The 21,745-nt window shown below is 34.6% G+C and carries 22 protein-coding genes, 2 riboswitches and 1 other annotated feature; of the genes, 8 read left to right on the forward strand and 14 right to left on the reverse strand.

Annotated features, from left to right (window positions below; translation table 11 throughout):
* Nucleotides 1-56: 56 nt before the first annotated feature.
* Nucleotides 57-1,862: a carbon starvation protein CstA gene (gene cstA, locus Q0977_RS05175; protein ID WP_299511136.1), complete on the reverse strand. Its 1,806-nt coding sequence runs from the start codon at nt 1,860-1,862 to the stop codon at nt 57-59.
* 377 nt (nt 1,863-2,239) lie between these two features.
* On the opposite strand from cstA, the gene Q0977_RS05180 reads away from it, so the two are divergent.
* Together Q0977_RS05180 and Q0977_RS05185 are read left to right on the forward strand one after the other, a co-directional pair.
* Nucleotides 2,240-3,310 carry a methyl-accepting chemotaxis protein gene (locus tag Q0977_RS05180; RefSeq protein ID WP_299511138.1) on the forward strand — a complete coding sequence of 357 codons (1,071 nt, stop codon included), beginning with the start codon at nt 2,240-2,242 and terminating at the stop codon, nt 3,308-3,310.
* Nucleotides 3,311-3,356: 46 nt separating this feature from the next.
* Nucleotides 3,357-4,520: a phenylacetate--CoA ligase family protein gene (locus Q0977_RS05185; RefSeq protein ID WP_299511140.1), complete on the forward strand. Its 1,164-nt coding sequence runs from the start codon at nt 3,357-3,359 to the stop codon at nt 4,518-4,520.
* A gap of 88 nt (nt 4,521-4,608) precedes the next feature.
* Here Q0977_RS05185 and thiE read toward each other — a convergent pair whose 3' ends face one another.
* From thiE to tenA, 4 genes are read right to left on the reverse strand one after another with little or no spacing between them, the layout of a single operon-like run.
* Nucleotides 4,609-5,238, reverse strand: a complete 630-nt coding sequence (gene thiE / locus Q0977_RS05190; protein ID WP_119416107.1) for a thiamine phosphate synthase — start codon at nt 5,236-5,238, stop codon at nt 4,609-4,611.
* On the reverse strand, nt 5,225-6,049 hold the full coding sequence (gene thiD / locus Q0977_RS05195) for a bifunctional hydroxymethylpyrimidine kinase/phosphomethylpyrimidine kinase (RefSeq protein WP_119416146.1): 825 nt from the start codon (nt 6,047-6,049) through the stop codon (nt 5,225-5,227). Before thiD ends, thiE begins: the two co-directional genes overlap by 14 nt.
* On the reverse strand, nt 6,049-6,798 hold the full coding sequence (gene thiM, locus Q0977_RS05200) for a hydroxyethylthiazole kinase (RefSeq protein ID WP_119416106.1): 750 nt from the start codon (nt 6,796-6,798) through the stop codon (nt 6,049-6,051). Before thiM ends, thiD begins: the two co-directional genes overlap by 1 nt.
* Entirely contained in the window at nt 6,785-7,468 is a 684-nt protein-coding gene (tenA, locus tag Q0977_RS05205; protein WP_119416105.1) for a thiaminase II, read from the reverse strand. Before tenA ends, thiM begins: the two co-directional genes overlap by 14 nt.
* A 63-nt stretch (nt 7,469-7,531) precedes the next feature.
* Nucleotides 7,532-7,629: riboswitch (TPP riboswitch) on the reverse strand.
* A 57-nt stretch (nt 7,630-7,686) separates the two neighbouring features.
* A riboswitch (TPP riboswitch) is annotated at nt 7,687-7,784 on the reverse strand.
* Between the two features lie 149 nt (nt 7,785-7,933).
* Between tenA and Q0977_RS05210 the strand changes: the two genes are divergently transcribed.
* Complete coding sequence (locus tag Q0977_RS05210; RefSeq protein ID WP_299511144.1) at nt 7,934-8,686, forward strand: trans-aconitate 2-methyltransferase; 753 nt, start codon at nt 7,934-7,936, stop codon at nt 8,684-8,686.
* 49 nt (nt 8,687-8,735) lie between these two features.
* On the opposite strand, the gene Q0977_RS05215 is transcribed toward Q0977_RS05210, so the two are convergent.
* From Q0977_RS05215 to Q0977_RS05230, 4 genes are all read right to left on the reverse strand, one after another.
* On the reverse strand, nt 8,736-9,617 hold the full coding sequence (locus Q0977_RS05215) for a LysR family transcriptional regulator (RefSeq protein ID WP_299511146.1): 882 nt from the start codon (nt 9,615-9,617) through the stop codon (nt 8,736-8,738).
* Nucleotides 9,618-9,640: 23 nt separating this feature from the next.
* Nucleotides 9,641-10,120, reverse strand: coding sequence for a GNAT family N-acetyltransferase (locus Q0977_RS05220; RefSeq protein ID WP_119416104.1), 480 nt, complete (start codon nt 10,118-10,120; stop codon nt 9,641-9,643).
* 165 nt (nt 10,121-10,285) lie between these two features.
* Nucleotides 10,286-10,831 carry an NADPH-dependent FMN reductase gene (locus tag Q0977_RS05225; RefSeq protein ID WP_124217434.1) on the reverse strand — a complete coding sequence of 182 codons (546 nt, stop codon included), beginning with the start codon at nt 10,829-10,831 and terminating at the stop codon, nt 10,286-10,288.
* Between the two features lie 131 nt (nt 10,832-10,962).
* Nucleotides 10,963-11,697 (reverse strand): polysaccharide deacetylase family protein, encoded by a 735-nt coding sequence (locus Q0977_RS05230; RefSeq protein ID WP_299511149.1) that lies wholly within the window; start codon nt 11,695-11,697, stop codon nt 10,963-10,965.
* Between the two features lie 195 nt (nt 11,698-11,892).
* Nucleotides 11,893-12,143 (forward strand) — a binding site (T-box leader).
* A gap of 47 nt (nt 12,144-12,190) precedes the next feature.
* Between Q0977_RS05230 and metG the strand changes: the two genes are divergently transcribed.
* The gene (gene metG, locus Q0977_RS05235; RefSeq protein ID WP_119416580.1) at nt 12,191-13,837 is read left to right on the forward strand and encodes a methionine--tRNA ligase; all 1,647 of its coding nucleotides are present in this window, start codon (nt 12,191-12,193) and stop codon (nt 13,835-13,837) included.
* Nucleotides 13,838-13,939: 102 nt separating this feature from the next.
* Entirely contained in the window at nt 13,940-15,181 is a 1,242-nt protein-coding gene (locus Q0977_RS05240) for an aminopeptidase (RefSeq protein ID WP_299511151.1), read from the forward strand.
* Between the two features lie 92 nt (nt 15,182-15,273).
* On the opposite strand, the gene Q0977_RS05245 is transcribed toward Q0977_RS05240, so the two are convergent.
* Nucleotides 15,274-15,600 carry a metalloregulator ArsR/SmtB family transcription factor gene (locus Q0977_RS05245; RefSeq protein ID WP_119416578.1) on the reverse strand — a complete coding sequence of 109 codons (327 nt, stop codon included), beginning with the start codon at nt 15,598-15,600 and terminating at the stop codon, nt 15,274-15,276.
* A 112-nt stretch (nt 15,601-15,712) separates the two neighbouring features.
* Complete coding sequence (locus Q0977_RS05250; RefSeq protein ID WP_299511153.1) at nt 15,713-17,437, reverse strand: SulP family inorganic anion transporter; 1,725 nt, start codon at nt 17,435-17,437, stop codon at nt 15,713-15,715.
* 239 nt (nt 17,438-17,676) lie between these two features.
* Here Q0977_RS05250 and Q0977_RS05255 point away from each other — a divergent pair, with 239 nt between their 5' ends.
* From Q0977_RS05255 to Q0977_RS05265, 3 genes are all read left to right on the forward strand, one after another.
* A complete protein-coding gene (locus Q0977_RS05255; RefSeq protein WP_299511155.1) occupies nt 17,677-18,564 on the forward strand; it encodes a LysR family transcriptional regulator in 888 nt (295 codons plus the stop codon).
* Nucleotides 18,565-18,664: 100 nt separating this feature from the next.
* Nucleotides 18,665-19,033, forward strand: coding sequence for a CidA/LrgA family protein (locus Q0977_RS05260; protein ID WP_299511157.1), 369 nt, complete (start codon nt 18,665-18,667; stop codon nt 19,031-19,033).
* Between the two features lies 1 nt (nt 19,034).
* A complete protein-coding gene (locus Q0977_RS05265; RefSeq protein WP_299511160.1) occupies nt 19,035-19,727 on the forward strand; it encodes an LrgB family protein in 693 nt (230 codons plus the stop codon).
* Nucleotides 19,728-19,781: 54 nt separating this feature from the next.
* Here Q0977_RS05265 and Q0977_RS05270 read toward each other — a convergent pair whose 3' ends face one another.
* The 3 genes from Q0977_RS05270 to Q0977_RS05280 form a co-directional block, all read right to left on the reverse strand.
* On the reverse strand, nt 19,782-20,339 hold the full coding sequence (locus Q0977_RS05270) for a cysteine hydrolase family protein (protein ID WP_299511161.1): 558 nt from the start codon (nt 20,337-20,339) through the stop codon (nt 19,782-19,784).
* A gap of 116 nt (nt 20,340-20,455) precedes the next feature.
* Nucleotides 20,456-21,343, reverse strand: coding sequence for a GNAT family N-acetyltransferase (locus Q0977_RS05275; RefSeq protein WP_299511163.1), 888 nt, complete (start codon nt 21,341-21,343; stop codon nt 20,456-20,458).
* A 4-nt stretch (nt 21,344-21,347) separates the two neighbouring features.
* The gene (locus Q0977_RS05280) at nt 21,348-21,719 is read right to left on the reverse strand and encodes a MerR family transcriptional regulator (RefSeq protein WP_119416572.1); all 372 of its coding nucleotides are present in this window, start codon (nt 21,717-21,719) and stop codon (nt 21,348-21,350) included.
* Nucleotides 21,720-21,745: the final 26 nt, after the last annotated feature.

The following is a 21,745-nucleotide window of genomic DNA, read 5'->3' on the forward strand; positions in this document are numbered from 1 at the left end:
AAAAATAAAAGCACACTAACTGATTAAGTTAGCATGCTATTACTATTCAGTATAGATTAAGCCGCTTTTGTTCGAGGCTTATTAATCTTTTTAAATCTAGGACTCTTCCATAATTCTGCCCATTTTTTAATAGCAAGAATTACGACGATCAGGCCAAGAGCTAACATAATAACCGATAAAATACCATTTAACGGTTTATACCCAGTAGCTGCACTATTCCAGTAGACATTTTTGATCATCCAGAATCCTGCATAGTTTACTGTTACATATAAGTAAGCTAAAGGAACTAAACAAGTTAGTGCATACCAACGTTTATCGGCAATTTTTAAGACAACGGTTGTTCCGATTACAAGACCAATAGATGCCATTAGTTGGTTTGATACACCGAATAGGACCCAAATCGAACTAATATCGCCTGAATACAATAAATACCCCCATATGAAACAAGCTAGAGCACTAGCAAAAATTGAGCCTGGTAACCAATCTACACGTTTTAAAGGCTTATACACATCGCCAAAGAAATCTTGGATTAAATAACGAGCTACACGAGTACCTGCATCAATTGCAGTTAAGATAAATACTGCTTCGAACATTATGACAAATTGATAGAAATAAGCTGCTAAATCATAGAACCAAGGAATCTTAGCAAAAATATAGCTCATCCCGACAGCTAACGTAACTGCACCACCTGTTCTACCTTCTAAATCCATACCAATTTCTTGTGACAGTTCAGGTAAATGCACTGTTTGCATACCTAATGTTTTAAACACTTCTGGTGTTGAGTTAATCGCAAAATAATCACCAGGCATTAAAGCAGTTGCTGCGATTAACGCCATAATGCCTACCAAACATTCTACAAGCATAGCGCCAAAACCGACGGCTCTAATATCTTCCCATTTATTAATCATTTTAGGTGTTGTACCTGATCCAACAAATGCATGGAAACCAGAAATTGCCCCACACGCAATTGTAATGGAAACAAATGGCCACACTGGGCCTGCGATAACAGGTCCTCCACCATGGATAAAGTCCGTAACAGCTGGGAATTGAATCATCGGATTTACAAAGAATACACCGATGATTAATGCAATAAATACACCAATTTTCATGAAACTACTTAAATAATCACGAGGCGCTAATAGCAACCATACTGGAAGTGCTGCAGCAAAAAACGCATAAACAGGTAAAATAATTGCGAGCGTTTTCATATCAAAGTTTAAGAATTCGCCTAGGGCTGTATCCTTAATATAAGGTCCCATAAATACACCAATCATTAATAAAATAAAGCCTATTATTGAAGTAGCCACTAAATTTCCTGTCTTCTTATAGGCAATACCAACAAGCATAGCAATTGGAATCGTAATCCCTACAGCAAATGTTCCCCAAGGATTATGGACAAGTGCATTTAATACAACCATTGATAAACCTGCCATTGTAATTGTGATAATAAATAGCATGGCTAAACCTGTACAAAAACCTGCTACAGGACCAAGTTCCTCTTTAGCCACTTCCGATAAAGATTTCCCCTTTTTCTTCATCGAAGCAAACAATACTACTGCATCATGGACAGCTCCACCTATTACTGCCCCTATTAATAACCAAAGCAATCCTGGCAGATAACCAAACTGTGCAGCTAAAATAGGGCCTACTAGCGGACCTGCGGCAGCAATTGCAGCAAAATGATGTCCAAATGTTACCCATTTGTTTGTTGGAACATAGTCTTTACCATCTTCCAATTCATGCGCAGGTGTTGGTTCTGATTCGTTGATTTTTAAAACCTTATTCGTAAAAAAGTATCCATAAAGACGATAAGCAATTACTAAAATACAAATTGAACCAATAACAACTGAAACCGCATTCATTTCCCTCATCCCCCTTAAACTAAAAACATTAATTTATATAGCATTCCAATTATTTGAAAATATAGAATACTTAGAATGAAACTATTATATAACAGTTATATATGATAAATAAAGGATTATTTAAATACTCTATCAAAATTACATTTCTAAAATTAAATATCCTAAAAAGGAATTTATATTCCATATGACACAAAATTCTTTGAAAAAACTAATTTATTTTAATCTCCTCTTCAAAGTAGTATAAAGGTATTAATTTATCTTAATTATAATCACATTTTCCTATACAATAATTATTTTTACCCATAAAAATAATAGGAGTTTTGACCGATAAACAAGATATGGTTTAAATAAAGATTTTAAGAAAGGAGCTATTATACTTGAATTGGAAAAAGAATATTTATGTAATTTGTTTGTTACTTATCATTGTCCCTAATGGGTTATTACTTGCTAATGCTCTAACTTATGGATTTCATTTGTTGATCTTACTTTCAATGGTTTCTTCGATTGCAATCTCCTTGCTTCTTTTCTTTAGAATAAGAGATATTGTAACAACAGAAAAAGAAACTATTATTGAATCCATTGATACACAATCAGAGTTATCGGCAGCAATTGAAACAATAACTACAGATTCTTCTTCAAAGGAAAAGGTAGCCACAGATGAATTTAGAGATAAATTCAAAAAACTAAGTACATTAACAGAAAAGATTATGGATGGTGCAAACATTCAATCACAAAATGTAGAAAAAAGCACCGAATTAATGATTAGTATTTCAGATGGTATAGAACAAATTGCAACAAGTACAGAAGCAGTTGCAAGCACTTCGCAATCAACAAATGAGGCTACCACAAAAGGATTTGAATCACTTGATATCGTTCTAAACCAAATGAATGCCATTAATGAATCTGTTGAAAACGTATCAAATGTTCTTACGGATTTATCAAAATTCTCTAATGATATTGGAAAAATTGTTAATACGATAACAGATATCTCTAGTCAAACTAATCTATTAGCATTAAATGCAGCCATTGAAGCAGCTCGAGCAGGTGAGCACGGACATGGATTTGCCATTGTAGCAGATGAAGTTCGCAAATTGTCAGAAGAAGTGAAATATTCTTCCAATCAGATAATAGATATCGTTTCATCTATTCAGATGAATGTTGGAAAATCTGTGGACTTGATCGAAGAAGGTAGAGAAAAAGTAAAATATGGCGTGCAAGGTGCAAATGATATTAAGCATACCTTTAGCACTATTCAAAGTGAAATTGTGGAAGTATCAAATCAAATCACCGATGTTTCAGCAGCAATCCAACAACTAGCTGCAGGGTCTGAAGAAATTACTAAAACTGTAGATTTCACAAAAAAGGTTCAGCTGAGCGGTGGAAATATGATAGAAGAACTCCATTCGACTATTCAAGAATATTTAACTAAAAAGGATAATATCGATTAGTTTGTTTCGCTTTTCAAATTAGATTGTTATTTAGGGGGATTTCACTATGAATAATAAGTTCTTTATAGAGAAAGCATTAAAGTCTAAATTTTATCAAAAAAAATTAGATAGTATAGATTTAGAAAACTGGAATAGCATTCCCTTTACCACTAAGAGTGATTTAAGAAATGTAAGTCCACAAGACGTCCTTGGTGTTAACCAACGAGACATCTCTACATATCACGAAACGAGTGGAACTACTGGAACACCAACACCAAGTTGGTTCAGTCATAATGATGTAAAACAAGAGGCAGATGTATTAATACGTTCGGATCTCAAGTTAACCGAAAATGATCTTATTTTAAACCGATTTCCGTTCGCAGTAGCATTACCAGCTTTTATCTTGTACTGGGCAGCAAATAAAGTCAAAGCAGGACATATTGGGGTCGACCAATGGAGTAAAGCAACTCCCCTTAAAAGAGTAATCGAAATAATAAATAGAACTTCGCCCTCTATTTTAGCATTGGGCCCAACTGAAGCAGTAAAACTTTATCAAACCGGAAAACAAATGGGGCAACAATATCCTATTCAAGGTTTAAGAGCACTTGTTTTAGGTGGAGAAGTAGTTTCTCCTGCCAGAAAAAAATACATTGAAAAATTATGGGGTATTCCAGTCTATTTATTGTTCGGTAGTACAGAAACAGGGGGATTATTTGTAACTTGCCAAAATGGACATTATCACATTAACCATCCTCAAGTAAAAGTTGAAGTTGTAGATGATAATGGAGATCTAGTACAACCAAACACAATTGGTAATTGCGTACTATCTTCTGGTAGAGAAGGTATGCCTCTTCTTCGATATTATAATAATGATCTAGTAGAAATTCGTAAAGCAAACAACTGTAGTTGTGGCGATAAAAACGATATTCTTGTTCATTATGGTCGTAAGGATGACGCAATAACAATTAATACAAAAGAGATAAAATTGTACGACATTCAAGAAGCAGTATACTCTCTTAGTCAAGTTCCATTTATGTGGAAAATGAGGATTGAAAATGGTTCAATTGTTTTTATTTCACAATATTTAATAGAAATCGATAGTAAATCAATACAAAAAGAACTATCTACTTTACTTGGAGTTAATGTTTCTATCGAATTACAAGATATTATACCAATTGAAACATTAACTGAGAAACCGGCATTTGGTAAATACTCCTACATTGAATATTGATCATAAACTTTGTGTTACTCACTGATTATTCTAATAAAGGTAACTTATCTTCCAATTTCAGACGATAAGTTACCTTTTTTTATTAAAATTATTTAGAGAATGATTTAAATGATTCTATAGTTTCATTTATGTTTTTACTATTGCAAATTGCCGATATAACAGCAACACCATCGGCTCCAGCTTGTATAACTTGTGATGCATTTTGTTCAGTTATACCACCAATTGCAACAATCGGAAACTCTGGATACAGGGTTCTTGCATGATGTAGAAAACTTACACCTGAAGGTTTTTTGGCATCTGATTTTGACTTTGTTTCAAATATTGGACCAATCCCTACATAATCCGCACCACCATTTACAGCATTGTTCATTTCTTGTTCTGTATGAACGGATACACCAACAATCTTACCCTTGAATTTTGTTCGAATTACTTCTAGTGCAGTATCATCCTGTCCTACATGAACACCATCTGCGTCAATCTTCAATGCTAGTTCCACGTCATCATTGATGATAAAAGGTACATTGTATTCTTTACAAAGAGTTTGACAAGCTATTGCAAAATCTTCTAGCTCAATACCTTTTAATGCATTCTTCCCTTTCTCTCTCAATTGAAAAAAAGTTATTCCTGCCTTTAATGATTCCTCTAGAACTCTAAGTGGAGCACGGTTACAGTTTGTTGTTCCCATGATAAAATAGGTAGCTAAATCAGTTCGATTCAACGATTTTCACCTCACAAACCCCTTGTGCAATTTTATAAGAAAAATGATTGGTAGGACCATGACCATGACCAATATTTAAAGGGTTCTGAATTGCTAATTGTACAAATTTCTTTGCCTCGATAATAACTTCACGTAAATTTAACCCTTGTCCTAAGAATGCCGCTATTGCAGATGAAAAAGTGCACCCTGTTCCATGTGTTTGTCTAGTTTCAATTCGCTTTGTTTGCATAGAAAATGTTGTACCATCACGAAAGTACACTCTATCGATTGCAGCTTCTCCCTCTAAATGTCCACCCTTCATCACAACACATGAAACGCCCATATCCAATATAATATCGGCTGCCTTTTTAATATCTGTGGGTGTTCCAATTGTAATTCCACTGATTACTTCTGCTTCAGGAATATTGGGCGTTAAAACAGTAGCAAGTGGAAGTAATTTGTTTTTCAATGCTTCAACGGCATCTAATTGAAGAAGAGATGCTCCTCCTTTGGCAATCATTACTGGGTCAACCACGAGACGAATATCTTTATCTTTTAAACTTTCAGCAACAACTTCTATAATTTCAGCAGAAAACAACATACCTGTTTTAACTGTCTTTACTGGTAGATCCTTCATCACACTATCAATTTGTTGTTTAACAAAAACAGATGATGTAGGGAAAATACCTTCTACCCCCAATGTATTTTGAGCAGTTAAAGCAGTAATAGCAGATGTGCCGAAAACACCTAGTTCTTGAAAGGTTTTTAAGTCAGCTTGAATACCAGCACCACCACTACTATCAGAACCTGCTATGGTCATTACAATATCCATCATTGATCACCTCTAGATATATCGTGTAATCCATTAATCACTTCTATTTGAAAAGATCCTAGTAAATTCGCAGATGCAGCACGTTCTGCAACTACCTTATAATCTTTTAACACATCATGAAGAATTGTCATCTTATCTCCCTCTACTGCTAAAGCAGCCGCACAAATGGAACTAAGTAAGCATCCTGTTCCTGTCACTTGTGTCATCAATAGATGACCACCTGTAACACTTCTCACTTCTTCACCATCTGTTAATATATCTGAAGGTCCTGTTATAATAACTAAACAGTGATATCGACTCGCTACTTGTTTTGCCACTTGTTCAATATCAATTTCCCCTTCACCACTGTCTACACCTTTCGCATGCCACTCTACACCTGCAATTGTTGCTAATTCCCCAGCATTACAGCGGATTAAATCGACTTGCACTGCTACCAATAAATCTTGAACGGTTTGTTTTCGATATGCCGTGGCACCAACACCAACAGGATCAAGTACAACAGGTATCTGTCTACTATTTGCCTTACGCCCTGCAAGTATCATTGCTTTCCTAGTACGATTGTTAATCGTTCCAATATTAAGCAATAACGCAGATGCATTGGATACCATTTCTTCTACCTCTGACGATTCATCTGCCATAACCGGTGAAGCACCAATTGCTAGCAACCCATTAGCAGTAAAATTTGCTACTACATAATTCGTCATGCAGTGAATAAGAGGATTAGTCATTCGAATTTTAGATAAACTCATAGCTAGTCACTTCACCTTTCCAATCTTCAAATGTCCAAGGCATCTCCCAGAACTTCCATTCATAATAACAGCTTTTTTTAAAATGCGATTTTAATCGTGCTACTTTTTCAGGTTGCTCTTCTGCAAAGCGATTCATCATCGACTTTTGCAATTCAATTTTTTCTTTATAATCTGGGGAACTGTACATAGCAATCCATTCTTCATACAATTTGACACCGGGTTTCGCATTTTTATACTTTTCTCCGATTTCTTGATACAGCCAAGGACACGGCAACATTGCTGCGAATGCTTCTGCAACATCACCATTATGGGCTGCATTATACATATGACTTACATAATTATATGCAGCTGGAGCAGGTTCAAATTCTTCTAATTCTTTTTCTGTACACCCGAGCTCTTGAAAAACTGTTCGATGTAATTCAAGCTCAGCTGCATTGATAAAACTGGCTGTTTCTAGGAAATAGTTAATATCTTCATTCGCCGTTGCTTTTGATGCGGCAATAGCCAGTACTTTTGTGTAATTTTTTAAATAATAAGCATCCTGCATCATATAAAATTTGAATTTTCCAATTGGCAGCGTCCCATTAACCAATCCTTTTACAAACGGATGCTCAAAACTTCCTTCCCAATACAAATTTGTTTCTTTTCTCACTTCTTCACAAAATGTCATTCTAAGTCCTCCTTAGTAGTTGGACGTAGACGCAAAAAAGTCTCCATGAATGGACATAGAGACTTAAAGTGTTACGTTGCTCCCTACGTCAGTATTAACTGTCAGGTTCCAAGGGTCAGGTTTTACCTTCTCAACACAAAAGTGTCCCCCCGCACATAAATATTTGTTTTGGGTACAAAAAAACTCTCCAAATTATGGAGAGCTACTGTACAAAATTTCTTTGAATGTACTTTGCTCCCTACGTCAGTGTTAACTGCCAGGTTCCAAGGGTCAGGTTTTACCTTCTCAACACAAAAGTGTCCCCCTGCAAATATTTAAGTTACTTTTATCGTAGCATTTATGAATTAGCTACTCAAGGATAAATTTACCTACTCTTACTATTCCATTTTGGAATCAATACTTCCTTTATCAATCATATCTCTACTTTCAAATTCTCTGTTAAGCTCATTAAAAGGAGATGGTCAAATGAGTGAATGGAATGCAGTTTTATATGATCAAAAGCACAATTTTATTTCAAAATTTGGCGGAGGTTTAGTCGAATTGCTAGCACCACAGAGAGGTGAAAATATCTTAGATTTAGGCTGTGGTACAGGAGATTTAGCTAACAAAATTGCAAATCAAGGAGCCTTAGTACATGGCATCGATGCATCAGAAACAATGATTCATCAAGCACAAACAAAATATCCACAATTACAATTTTCTGTAAATGATGCTACGCAAATTAACGTACATCATCAATTTGATGCGGTATTCTCTAATGCCGTATTACATTGGATCAAACAACCTGAAATCGTTGTACAAAATGTTTATGATGCTTTAAAGTCAAATGGCCGTTTTGTTGCTGAAATGGGTGGGAAAGGAAATATCTCTTCAATTGTAAATGCGATTAAACAAAGTATGACTGAATTGGGTTATGCGTATATTGAAGATTACTTTCCTTGGTACTTTCCTACAGCTGAGGAATATAGTAAATTATTAGAACGGGCAGGCTTCCAAGTGAAGATGATGACATTATACGAACGCCCAACCCAGCTTATTGGAGATGAAGGGATCAGAAATTGGTTGCAAATGTTTAGTAATAATATTTTTCAACATTTATCTAATACTCAAAAACAGAATGTTATTCAATTATGCGAAGAAATTTTAAAGCCTCAGTTATATAAAGAACATACTTGGATTGCTGATTATTGGAGGCTCCGGTTTGTTGCAGTTAAATAGACAAAGGAAAGGCATTTCAATTAATGTGGAATGCCTTTTATATTGAACTTCAACAGTTTATAGAATCTGTTAATGCACTATAAATAGCTTTGCTACTTTCTAAAAAAGCTTGAATATCACTAGATATGTATTTAGAAATAAAATAAGTTTGCGAAGTAATCTGCTGAAATAAGTTTAAGGATTGAATCCTTAGTATGCCTTCTTCTCCTTCTTTTTGCACAACACTTTGTGGTAAAAATGCAATTCCCAGTCCCTGCTTAACAAAATTTTTTATAACTTCAGTTTGATTAACTTGCATACTTTTATGTGAAGGAAATTTACCTGTAAGCACATGCTGAATGTCTTCCCAGTATGGTGCATATTCATGGGTTAAAATGGTCTCATTTTTCAATAATTCAGTTGCCTCTACTTCACTTTTAGAGGGTGAACTCACTAATTGAATAGCTTCATCTGCAATCATTTCAATCTGCAATTCTCGTATAGGTATTATTTTAGATAGACCGACATCTACTACACCACGGTAAACAGCTTCTCCTATCTGATTGGAATTTAATAGTTCAAGCGAAATCTGAATATGTGGTTTATTGGCATTAAAATGCTCGATAATCTTTGGTAATGTTGAGTTAGCAATCTGCGGGGCTGCACCAACTGTTAGATGAGACGTATAACCATCTAAAAAAGCTTGTGTACTCCTTAGCGTTTCATCAAGCATGTCAACTAATTTTTGTGCTTTGACGTAGAAATGGGCACCAGCCATATTTAAACGTACTATTTTACCTTTTCGTTCAAATAACGGTGTATTTAGTTCTTTCTCCAAATGATGAATGTGTTTTGTCACAGTAGATTGTGTTAAAAAACGTTTTTCAGCAGTTTCCCCGAAATTTTCTGTTTTGGCTGCCACTAAAAATGTTCTTAACCATTCTGTATTCATGCGCAACCTCCCATCAACTGTATTCAAACAAGTGTTTTTTGAAGCTTTATTTCATCTCTAATTGGAATACCATCATATCCTATCAACGGTATCTCCGGTTTGTATGTTCTTGCTTTTTCTACTGCGTTTGGCAAGACTTGAGTTAAGTGATATCCTCTTTTTTGGTAAAACTTTAGTGCATTTAAGTTATCGTTTGTTGTTATTAATATAACTTGTTTGCAACCCTTTTTTAGAGCCACTTTTTCTACTTCTTGGACAAGTTTTGTACCAATTCCACGACTTTCTTCGATGCTATCTAATGAAATAATTTCGCATTCTTCATCTCGAAGAATATATGTGATGAGTCCAATGATTTCTTGTTGATCATTAATCGAAACAAATCCATCTAATTGGCTACAATCATATATTCCCGATGAAATAACCATTTCAGTAGTCCCCCAATGTTGCATAAAGAAATGGACTACTTTTTGCTTCGGGTATAATTGGAGCGATGTAATTTTCATTATCATTATCCCTTTTTATTTATTAGAATATTATGTCTATTCAATTGTAACAAACTCCTTATTAAAAGAGGAACTAAATATTATTTATTCTGAGAGAAATATAATCATGATTTTTAAGGGTAATTAAAATGACTCCTTTAATAGGAGCCATAATTTTCGTATTCATTATGAAAGATATGATTTCATCCATTCCATAAAGTTAGCTATTACTGAATCTAAAAATTTAACTGTTCCTTCGTCTATTAAATTGCCTTCAGCGTCAAATTTTGTATGTGCTGCACCTACATAGACTTCGTTTCCTTGTAACACAGGTGACCCAAGACCTTGTGCAAATAGGATGTCACGTAAATGCATTTGTGCTTTTACAGTACCAAGGTTCCCCATTGATGCACCCATGATTATAGACGGTTTGCCAATCATCACTTTATCTACACGTGATAACCAGTCAATTGCATTTCCAAGAACACCTGGAATAGAACCATTATATTCCGGTGTTACCCAAAGTACTGCATCTGCTTCTTTTACTTTTGCTTTAAAATCAAGTACAACTTGAGGCGCTTCATTTTCAATATCTTGATTGTACATTGGAATATCATTTAATTTTAATATTTCCAAATCAAATTGATCTGCATAATGTTTTTGAATAAACTTTGCTAACATCATATTATAAGATTCTTTACGGATACTACCAACAATCGCAACTACTTTCATGTTAATTCCTCCTATTCATATTTCAATTCAAGATTATTATTAATTCAAGATAATTTCAATTTTATTGTCCTTTATTTACTCAAACATAATTAGAGTAAGGATTATTCTTTCGAAATATCCTTACCCTATGTTCATTTACTTATACGAGGGTTTTTTTCTCCCATTAATTCGGAAATTGTAACAAATTTATATCCTTCTTTTTCAAGTTGGGGTAAAATAATTTCTAATGCTTTAACTGTTTGAGTACGATTGCCCCCTCCATCATGGAAAAGCACTACATTACCCGGGGAAGTACCATTTAAAACTTTATTTGCAATTCTTCTAACGCCTGGATTTTTCCAATCCAATGTATCTAGATGCCATGACCAAATAACAACTTTATAACCACTATCATAAGCGGTATTTATAATATCATCTGTATAAATTCCACCTACTGGACGAAACAGAGTTGGGGCATACCCCGTAATACTATAAATAATATCATTTGTTTTCTTTAGTTCTTCTTGTAATCGCCTTCCCGAAGCTTTAAATACATGTGAATAAGTATGATTAGCTATTTCATGCCCTTCATTGAATTGTCGTTTAATCACTTCTGGATATTTTTCAGCACTTTTTCCCAACACAAAAAAAGTCCCTTTCGCATCATATTTCGCTAATAGTTCTAAAATTTGTGATGTATACCTAGGATCCGGTCCATCATCAAATGTTAAAGCAATCACTTTTTCATCTGTTTTAACATCCCACAACACTTGCCCTGTTTTCTCATAATATTGCCTACCCTTATCCGATGCATAACTAAAGCTTGCATAAGAAATGGAGATGAGTAAAACGCAAACAGTTATGAGTATTAAAATGTTTCGTTTCAATATTTCACCCCCAAAGAAAATTTTCAAAATACATTGTGACTTTAATATCTGCCGAACTCAATAATTTATGCTTTTAAAATGTCTTTTGAAATATCTAAAGAAGGCGATAAAAAACCGTTTTGAGGGCATACTACGTGTGCGAATAATCTTCTTGTAATTTACAATATTATCCGTTATACTATTGTAAATTTATAGAAAATAGTTATGATGAGGGAAAGTAGATAAGGGAATGATTATAGAGAGCTTCTGATGGTGGAAATGAAGCATCTTGAACCTAATTGAAAATGGCCTTTGAGCTTCGTATCGAAAGAAACTTCGAGTAGAATACGACGAGAAGACACTCGTTACAACGGAAGCAGTATCTCTTTTCAAGACGTACTGATAAAGACAAATAGTGTGAGCTATTTGTAAACCTAGGTGGTACCACGAGTATACTCGTCCTAATCTTTTATAGATTAGGACGTTTTTTTATTTTAATTTGGAGGGATGAAAAATGACAATTGTTATCGGCGGTGCATGGCCATATGCAAATGGTTCACTCCATTTAGGGCATATTGCTGCACTATTACCAGGAGATATCTTGGCAAGATATTATAGACAGAAAGGCGAAAAAGTATTATACATTTCAGGGAGTGACTGCAACGGTACACCAATTTCTATTAGAGCCAATCAGGAACATACAACAACTGAAGCTATCGCGAATCGATATCATAGGGAGTTTCAAAATAACTTCAAACAACTTGGTTTTACTTATGATTTCTATACGCGAACAGATGAGGGACATCATCATCAGTCTGTGCAAAATATTTTCAAACTATTATTAGATAATGGTTATTTATATAAAAAGGCGATCGAGCAAACTTATTGTGAATACGATAACCAGTTTCTACCGGATCGTTTTGTAGAAGGTATATGTCCAATTTGCGGAGCTAAAGCTAGAGGAGATCAATGTGATCACTGTTCTTCTATACTTGATCCACTTGATTTAATCGACAAACGTTGTAAAATCTGTGGACATGAACCCGTCATTAAAGAAACCGAACATTTTTATTTTGAATTTAGTCATTTTCAACAGGCTTTAGAAAACTTTATCCAACAAGCTGAAAATGACCATCGATGGCGTGACAATGCCATACAACTTACAAAGCGTTATTTAGCTGAAGGTGTTCCTGATCGTGCGGTAACACGTGATTTACCAAATGGTATCTCAGTCCCTATTGAAGGCTTCGAAGACAAGAAAATCTACGTATGGATTGAAGCTGTTTCAGGTTATTTAACAGCCAGCATTGAATGGGCCAAGCAACACAATGAAAATATAGAAGATTGGTGGAATGACCATACAACTTCTTACTATATTCATGGAAAAGATAATATTCCATTTCATACAATTATTTGGCCATCTATATTAATGGCAATTGGCAATCAAGCTTTACCAACTCATATTATTTCCAATGAATATCTAACTTTAGAAAAACGCAAACTATCTACAAGTCAAAACTGGGCAGTTTGGATACCTTATATAACACGAAAATATGATCCAGACTCTATACGTTATTTTCTCACGATTAATGCTCCTGAAAATCGAGATACTGATTTCTCATGGCGAGAATTTATTTTAAGCCATAATGGTGAATTACTCGGAGCTTACGGAAACTTCGTTAATAGAACATTCAAGTTTATCGAAAAATCATTTGAAGGAAAAATACCAGTGGGCATGATCAATAAGGATATTCAAAATGAGACGTTCCAACTCTATAGCAGCGTCGGAAGACTAATCGAGGATGGACATTTTAAACAAGCTCTAGAGGAAATTTTCAAATACATTCGTCATGCTAACAAATACTTTGATATTCAACAACCGTGGATTCAAGTAAAGCAAAACAAGAATGAAGGAGAAAACACATTATATACATGCACCTACATTATTTTAAATCTAGCTCAACTGTTGCACCCTTTCCTGCCTTTCTCAACAGATAAAATTAAAGAAATGTTTCGTATAAAAAAAGTGGAATGGCAAGAGCAAACTGATATTCCACGTCAGGTATACGATGTGAGACCACTATTTGAAAGGATAGATACTAATTTAATCGAGCAAGAATATAATCATTTGATGGATTGTTCTCCAAACTATTCATCTTAAATTATTTCATTTTCCGAATAATAAGATAGGCTAATATTTCGGAATTTACATTTTATTATGATAATATAATCAATGAAAATAATAATTTGGGGGCAAGGATAAATGTTAGCTAACTTTGAAGAAAATTTACTGAAATATGCAAAACTTTTGGTAGCAAAAGGTATCAATGTTCAACCTGGAGATTGGGTAAAGATGACAATTTCAATCGATCAAGCGCCTTTAGCCCGTCTGGTCACAAAAGAAGCTTATGCCTTAGGTGCTGAAAAAGTCATTGTTAAATGGGCTGACGATGAAATTAGCAAGCTTCATTATCTACATCAACCTGTTGAAGTATTAACGGATATTCCTGAATATGAAATTCAAGAATCTGAAGATCATGTATTAAATCATCATGTCTGTCGCCTATCAATCATTTCAAGTGATCCTGGCTTACTAAATGAAGTAGATCCCGCAAAAGTTGCCGCTTATCAAAACGTTTTTAGCAAAGCATTCATCGCTCAACGTAAAGCAACTCAAAATGATGACTTAAAATGGACTGTTGCAGCAGCAGCTGGAGCTGGTTGGGCTGCACATGTATTCCCTGAATTAGCTACTTCTGAAGAACAAGTAGATGCTTTATGGGATCAAATTTTTAAAACTTGTCGTGTCTATGCAGATGATCCGATCGTTGCTTGGGATGAACATAAAGATACGTTAAACAAAAAGGCAGCAAAACTAAACGAAATCCAATTTGATGCTTTGCATTATACTGCTCCTGGTACAGATTTAACATTAGGCTTACCAAAGAACCACATCTGGGCTAGTGCAGGTAGTTTCAATCCAAAAGGTGAAGAATTTATCGCAAATATGCCAACAGAAGAAGTCTTCACTGCTCCAGATACCCATCGCATGGAAGGTGTCGTACGTAGTACAAAACCATTAAGCTATGCAGGTACATTAATCGAGGGCATCGAAGTACACTTTAAAGGTGGGCAAATTGTTGATATATCTGCTGAAAAAGGCGATGAAACAATTAAAAAACTCGTACATGACAATGAAGGAGCAACAGGTTTAGGAGAGGTTGCACTTGTCCCAGACCCATCACCTATTTCCCAATCAGGTATTACTTTCTATACAACTCTTTACGACGAAAACGCATCTAACCACTTAGCAATTGGTGCTGCATATCCAACTACCATTCAAGGTGGGACAAAAATGAGCCAAGAAGAGTTACTAGAACACGGAATGAACACATCCACAGTTCACGTCGATTTCATGATTGGTTCTAACAAGATGGATATTGATGGCATCAAACAAGATGGCACAGTTGTACCTATTTTCCGTAATGGTGATTGGGCATTTTAATCAAATTGAACAACATGGCATGATCAATTTAATATAATCAAACAAAAACTCGGATAGAAGATAAATTTCTGTCCGAGTTTTTGCGATTTACACTATTCTTCTTTCATTTGATCAAGTAACGTGATTGCATCTACAAGATGATTATTGAAAATTTGTTTAGCAACTTCCAACAATTCAATTATCATAGGATCTCTTAATGAATAAATTACACGATTCCCATCCTTTGTACCATAAACAATATTTTTTGCCCTTAGTACTGTTAACTGTTGAGAAACAGCAGATCCTTCACTGCCTAGCTGGGTTTGAATTTCATTGACACTCCGATCACCTTCAGATAAAACTTCGAGAATTTGGATTCTTAATGGATGGGCAAGTGCTTTAAAAAAATCCGCTTTAAACTCATGTAGTCCTTTATTCAACGTAATTCCCCACTTCCTACATATAAAACGTATAACGTATTTTTACATGCTTTTTCTCCAAAACAAATCAAGTCTTGTTACTTTTAATTATAACGGACTTCCATGCGTAGTCTTAATCTTTTATACCGGATAATGATTTACATTCATTAAAAATAAATCTCTTACACCCAATACATTTATTTTTCTCTAATTGTAGTAGTGCATAATCGATTGCTTCTCCTGTATGATCAAAGAAATGTTCTTCACCTATTAGATTATACAACCCCGTTCTTTTAAGAAACGCTTTAGGCTCTTCTTTTAACCCAGATATCAAGATCATTCCATGTTTTGAGAAATCTTTTACAATACTTGATAAATAATAATTTCCCGTAGTATCAATAAAAGGCACTTTGTTCATTCTTAAAAGTAAGACTTTTGGTTGGTAGTTAATAGTATTCATAATATCTTCCGCAAAAGATTGAGCTGCACCAAAGAACAGTGGTCCTTCAATATTGAACATACTAATTTGTGGGCAACCATGTTGTGAATGTGAATCTTGCTCCTCTACTTTTGCATTTTTTCTAGAATGATTTGGCAAAGCTTTTTTCGTAACCATATGGTAACTCATATTCTTTATGAATAAAATCACTGCCAGTAATAGACCAAACTCTACTGCCACAGTTAAATTAATGAAAACAGTTAATATAAACGTTACGACAATGACTAGTGAATCACTCGTTTTCGTTTTTAACACATGGTAAAATACCTTCTTTTCACTCATATTCCATGCAACTACCATTAAAACAGGTGCCATACTTGCGAGTGGAATATTAGTCGCATATGGAGCAAAAAGGACTAATATTAGAAATACAACCAAACCGTGTATAATACCAGACATAGGTGATACAGCACCTGTTTTAATATTTGTAGCTGTTCTTGCAATAGCACCTGTTGCTGGAATACCGCCAAAGAGTGGCGTTACCATATTGGCAACTCCTTGTCCTATGAGCTCTCGATTACTGTTGTGTTTACTACTTGTCATACCGTCAGCCACAACTGCAGACAATAATGATTCGATACTACCAAGAATTGCAATTACGAATGCTGGCTTTATAAGATGAACAATTCTTTCCCAAGTCAAATCAGGGAATTGAAACTGCGGCAAAGAGTTTGGAATTTCCCCATACTTAGAGCCAATTGTTGCAACTTCTGTCGGGAAGAAGATGGTTGCAATAATCGTAGAAACAACAATCCCTATTAAAGGCCCAGGTACTTTTGGAAACCATTTTGGTATGAATAAAATAAAAAACAAACATATACAGGCAGTTAAAATACTATATATATTCACTGTATATAAGTGAACTGCAATTTCTTTCAAATTCTCTATAAAAAATTCTTTGCTTTTAACATTTTGAAGCCCTAAAAAATTTGCAATTTGCCCAACAAAAATAGTTACAGCTATTCCTGTCGTAAACCCAATAGTCACTGGTCTCGGTATAAATCTTATGAGAGATCCAAGCTTAAAAACGCCCATCAAAATAAGTAAGATTCCGGCTAAAAAACCCGCTATTAATAAATCGTGATAACCATATGTTATGACGATACCAAATAAGATTGGTATAAATGCTCCTGTAGGACCACCAATTTGATATTTCGAACCACCCAAAAGTGATATTAAAATCCCAGCAACAATAGTTGTATATATTCCATACTCTGGTTTTACTCCTGAAGCAATTGCAAACCCCATACCTAATGGAATTGCAATCACTGCAACTATTAGCCCTGATAGTAAATCTTTTTGGAAACTCTTAAAGGAGTAGTCTGTATATCTTCCTGAAAAAATTGATTTTTTCAGCATTATTATCTCCTTCTTTCTTTACTTTTAAATAACTGAATATCTGATTATTTGAATATACTGTTATACGAATATACATTGCATAAGAGAATTTGTAAAGAGTATTTTTTCTCAATAACGGCCAAATACATAATGTTTGTTTATTCTAAACATTCGGCGAAATATTACTTAAAAATGCTATACTACTAGAAACAACAACGTTCTTAAAAGAATGCTTCAATCATTATTCAGGAGGAGAATATATGGATATTCGTCAACTTAGATATTTTGTAGAAGTAGCCAAACAGAAGAGTTTTACCAAAGCGTCTGAAACTTTGTTTGTCTCCCAACCATCTATCAGCAAAATGGTCAAAGGACTTGAGGCAGAATTAAAAGTGACTTTACTAGACCGCTCCGAAAAGGAAATTGAGCTTACAGATGTAGGGAAAGTTGTTTATGAACAAGCTTTAGATGCATTGCGAGTAGTGGATGGTATTGCTTCTTCTGTAAATGAGTTAGTTGATATAAAAAAAGGAACTGTAAAATTAGGTTTAATGCCTACTGTAGGCGTATTACTTTTCCCTACTTTAATCGGCGGGTTTAAAAAGGAATACCCACAAATTGATATCCATATGGTTGAATATAGTGCAAAGTTATTGGAGCATCATGTGGAAAATGGTGAGATTGATTTAGGGGTCACAGTACTTCCAGTTAGTTCTCATTTTGAAACAGTACCGTTGTTATCTGAAGAACTAGTGCTGATTGTAGATTCTCATCATCGGCTTGCTTGCAAAAAGGATGTTCGCTTAAAAGAATTGAAAAACGAATCTTTCATCCTCTTTACAGAAGATTTCATCCTTCATGATCGCGTTAAATATGCATGCATACAGGTAGGATTTAACCCAAAAGTAGCTTATACAAGTTCTTTATGGGATTTAGTTGGCGAAATGGTAGCATCGAAATTGGGCATTTCCTTGGTACCCAAATCCATGATTCATCGCTTTAATAACCCTCTTATTCATGCTATTCCAATCTCTCGACCACATATCGATTGGGAATTGGCTCTCATTTATAAAAAGGATAAATATCTATCATATGCAGCTCGAGAATTTATTCGATACATTGAAGCCAATAATCCTTTGCACGGTTAGCGTATAACTTTTTTGCATAGAGATTATAGGATTTATATATTTTACGAATTGAAAAATAGCCCCTAAAATTATGAGTAAATCGAATGCGGGGGTGACTTTATTGAAAAAGTGGTTATTGAATTTACTTCAAATCATCATCATTATTTGCTTTACTGTACTCGGACAATTGATCGTTTCCTCTTTCAATTTGCATATCCCGGGAAGCATAATAGGTCTAGTGTTATTACTCGCATGTCTTCATATGGGATGGATTAAGTTAGATTGGGTTGAGGCAGGCTCTGCACTTCTCTTTTCTGAGATGCTACTATTCTTTATTCCTGCAATGGTAGGAATCATGAATTACCCATGGCTTATTGGAACAAAAGGAATTCTTGTAGTATTAGCAGTCGTTGTGGGGACCACACTTGCTATGGCAGCAACAGGTATTGTTTCCAAAACCCTTTTAAAACTAAAGGCGGTGAAACATTAATATGTTGCTAAAACTATTCAGTGTTGTTATGACCGTTTTTGTTTATCTCATAGCTAAAAGGTTTAATAAAAAGTTGCCTGGACTATTATTCTCACCTATCATTATCACACCTATTGTCATGATCTCTTTCCTCTTGATCGCTCGCTTGCCCTATGAAGAGTATGTGGATGCTACTTCTTTATTCAATATGATGTTAAATGTAGTGACGGTTGCTTTTGCTATCCCTCTTTATCGCAATTGGAATGTACTTGCTTCGAACTGGCGTATCATTCTTTTTAGTTTAATGATTGGCTCATTGGTTGCTATTGTCGCAGGTGTATTAACTTCTTACTTCTTAGGAATGGGACTCCACTCAGAGATTAGTATTATACCTCGCTCTATTACGATGCCAATCGCAGTGAACTTATCAGAGTCATTTGGCGGGATACCAACACTAACTGCTGTTTTTGTAATGCTAACGAGTTTTGCTGGAGTATATCTTGGTCCAAAACTGATTAAACTCTTTTCTTTTAAGCATCCATTAGTGATTGGAATGATGTACGGAATGGGTGCCAACGTACTCGGAGCTACTAAAGCATTTGAAAGTGGTGACTTAGCTGGCTCAAGTGCTACTCTATCTACTATTGTAGGTGCTTTGATGACTGTAGTATGGGCATTTATTTTAACACCTGCCATTCTTACCTATTTATCATAGATTTTCCCTATGTATCGATTATCCTATAAAGTCGATCGTCAAAGAGCCCTATCTTTATCGATAAGAATCATGAGTAGGTTTAAATACATTTTCATCCGCACTTCGAACAATTGAAAAATTGTCCACATTGTAATGCCCATGTAATGTCGCATTATGATGATGAATGATTTGCTCTGCAGATAATACATCTGAATCTACAGTGGAATGTCCGTCTCCTACTAGTGTTACATCAAAATGGTTAATCGTTGCAGTCCTCACTGCTGTGTCAACACAATGCTCAGTCTTACATCCCATAATGACGATATGTCCAATTTTATGGTCATTTAAATAGGCAAGTAAGGGCGTTCCGTAAAAAGAATTGGTTGCAGCTTTATCAAAGATGGCTGCCTTAGGAGGAACATTAATCCCTTTGTGAATTTGAAAACCACTACCCTCTCCATTTGCCACATCCGTGTCACGTATAAAAATAATATGAATATTTTCATCTAGCGCTTTTTCAATAACTCTATTAATATTTTGAATTACTTTATCTTTCTCAAAAACACCTTGCTGCTCAAAACTACCATCCATTAATTCTTGCTGTGCATCTATAACGAGTAATGCTTGTGCCAAACTAAGTTCCTCCTTCTTCAGCTATGAAATTTTATAGTTTATTGTATCATATATAATTTGTAATAAATTAATAATTTAGATTTTTCAGTAAAATATCAAGCTTTCATTCTTCAAATTTATGCATGTGAAGTAATAGGAAATAGAAAGTGCTTTGCAGTGTCCTTTAACATAGGCCTTATGAACAGTGTATCTTCGCCATCTTTTATAAACTCTGTCTGAACATTTGTATCATCCTCAGGCGTAAAATAAAGATGAACTGTTTCTGTATTTCTTGAGACAATCCCACTCAATATCATTTCGATATTTACTCTTTTTTTACTGATCAAATCAAAGACATGCAGATGCGTACCCTCTTGCTTACATATAACAATCGTATCTTCCTCTTCGATATAAAAAATAGCATCACTAAAGACTAAGATAAAATAGAACATTAACAGATGTTCGTTATTTTTTACGCCTAAAACCGAAGATACAGGTATTCTCTCCGCGGCGAAACTTTCTAGCAAATTAAAATCATATTGATTATTAATATCTAATTGCCGTAAAGTACTCATTTTTATTTTTTGTCTTCGCAATGCTGACATATTTAATATAAAATGACTTTCTTTCACCCTTTGGAATCCAAATTTAGGGTAGAAATCTAGGACTGTATCATTCGCAAATAAGTAGATAAAATCATACTCTTTTTCATATTGTTCGATAATATAATTCATTAATTTCTTTGAAAGACCTTGGTTTCGATAATCTGGATGTGTCATGACAGTGCCAATTTGTATAGCTTTATATTCTTTACCTTTTAAAACAATCGTCATTTTACTAATCGAGGCATTTGCAATGATTCGATCATTATCAACATATGAATAGCAAATGTAATTGTCATTCCAACATCCTTTTTCATACCACTTAGTAAAATCAATATCAAAAACTGATTTAGCCAACTCAAAAAAACTTTCCCTGTATATTTTATTGTTTCGGTAATCGCTCACCAAATGATAATTGAGCATAGTATCACCTCCTACCCCTTTTGATTTTTGATATTTGAGTAATTAGTTCTTCTAGGTTTTGCATCTTTTCTTGAAGCTCAATCAATTCCTCTTCAAATGATTTTTTTCTTGCTATTAATATTGATAAAACTGTAGATATTAGTTCATCGGAGTTACATTTTGTTTCACGTTTAATCTGAAAAATGATTTGTATATCTTTCAGTGTAAATCCAAGATTTTGTAGTTCCTTAATTACATTAAAATCCTCGATATCCTTTTCTGAATAGTCCCTAGCATTTTTCTCCTTCCTTATAGGGTTTAATATTCCTAATTCCTCATAATGACGTACAGTATCTTTTGTCGTACACACTGCCTCTATAAATTTACTGATTTTCATTTTATTCTCCTTTCAGCTTGACGTGG

The organism is uncultured Rummeliibacillus sp., from assembly GCF_934216135.1.
Classification (GTDB): domain Bacteria; phylum Bacillota; class Bacilli; order Bacillales_A; family Planococcaceae; genus Rummeliibacillus.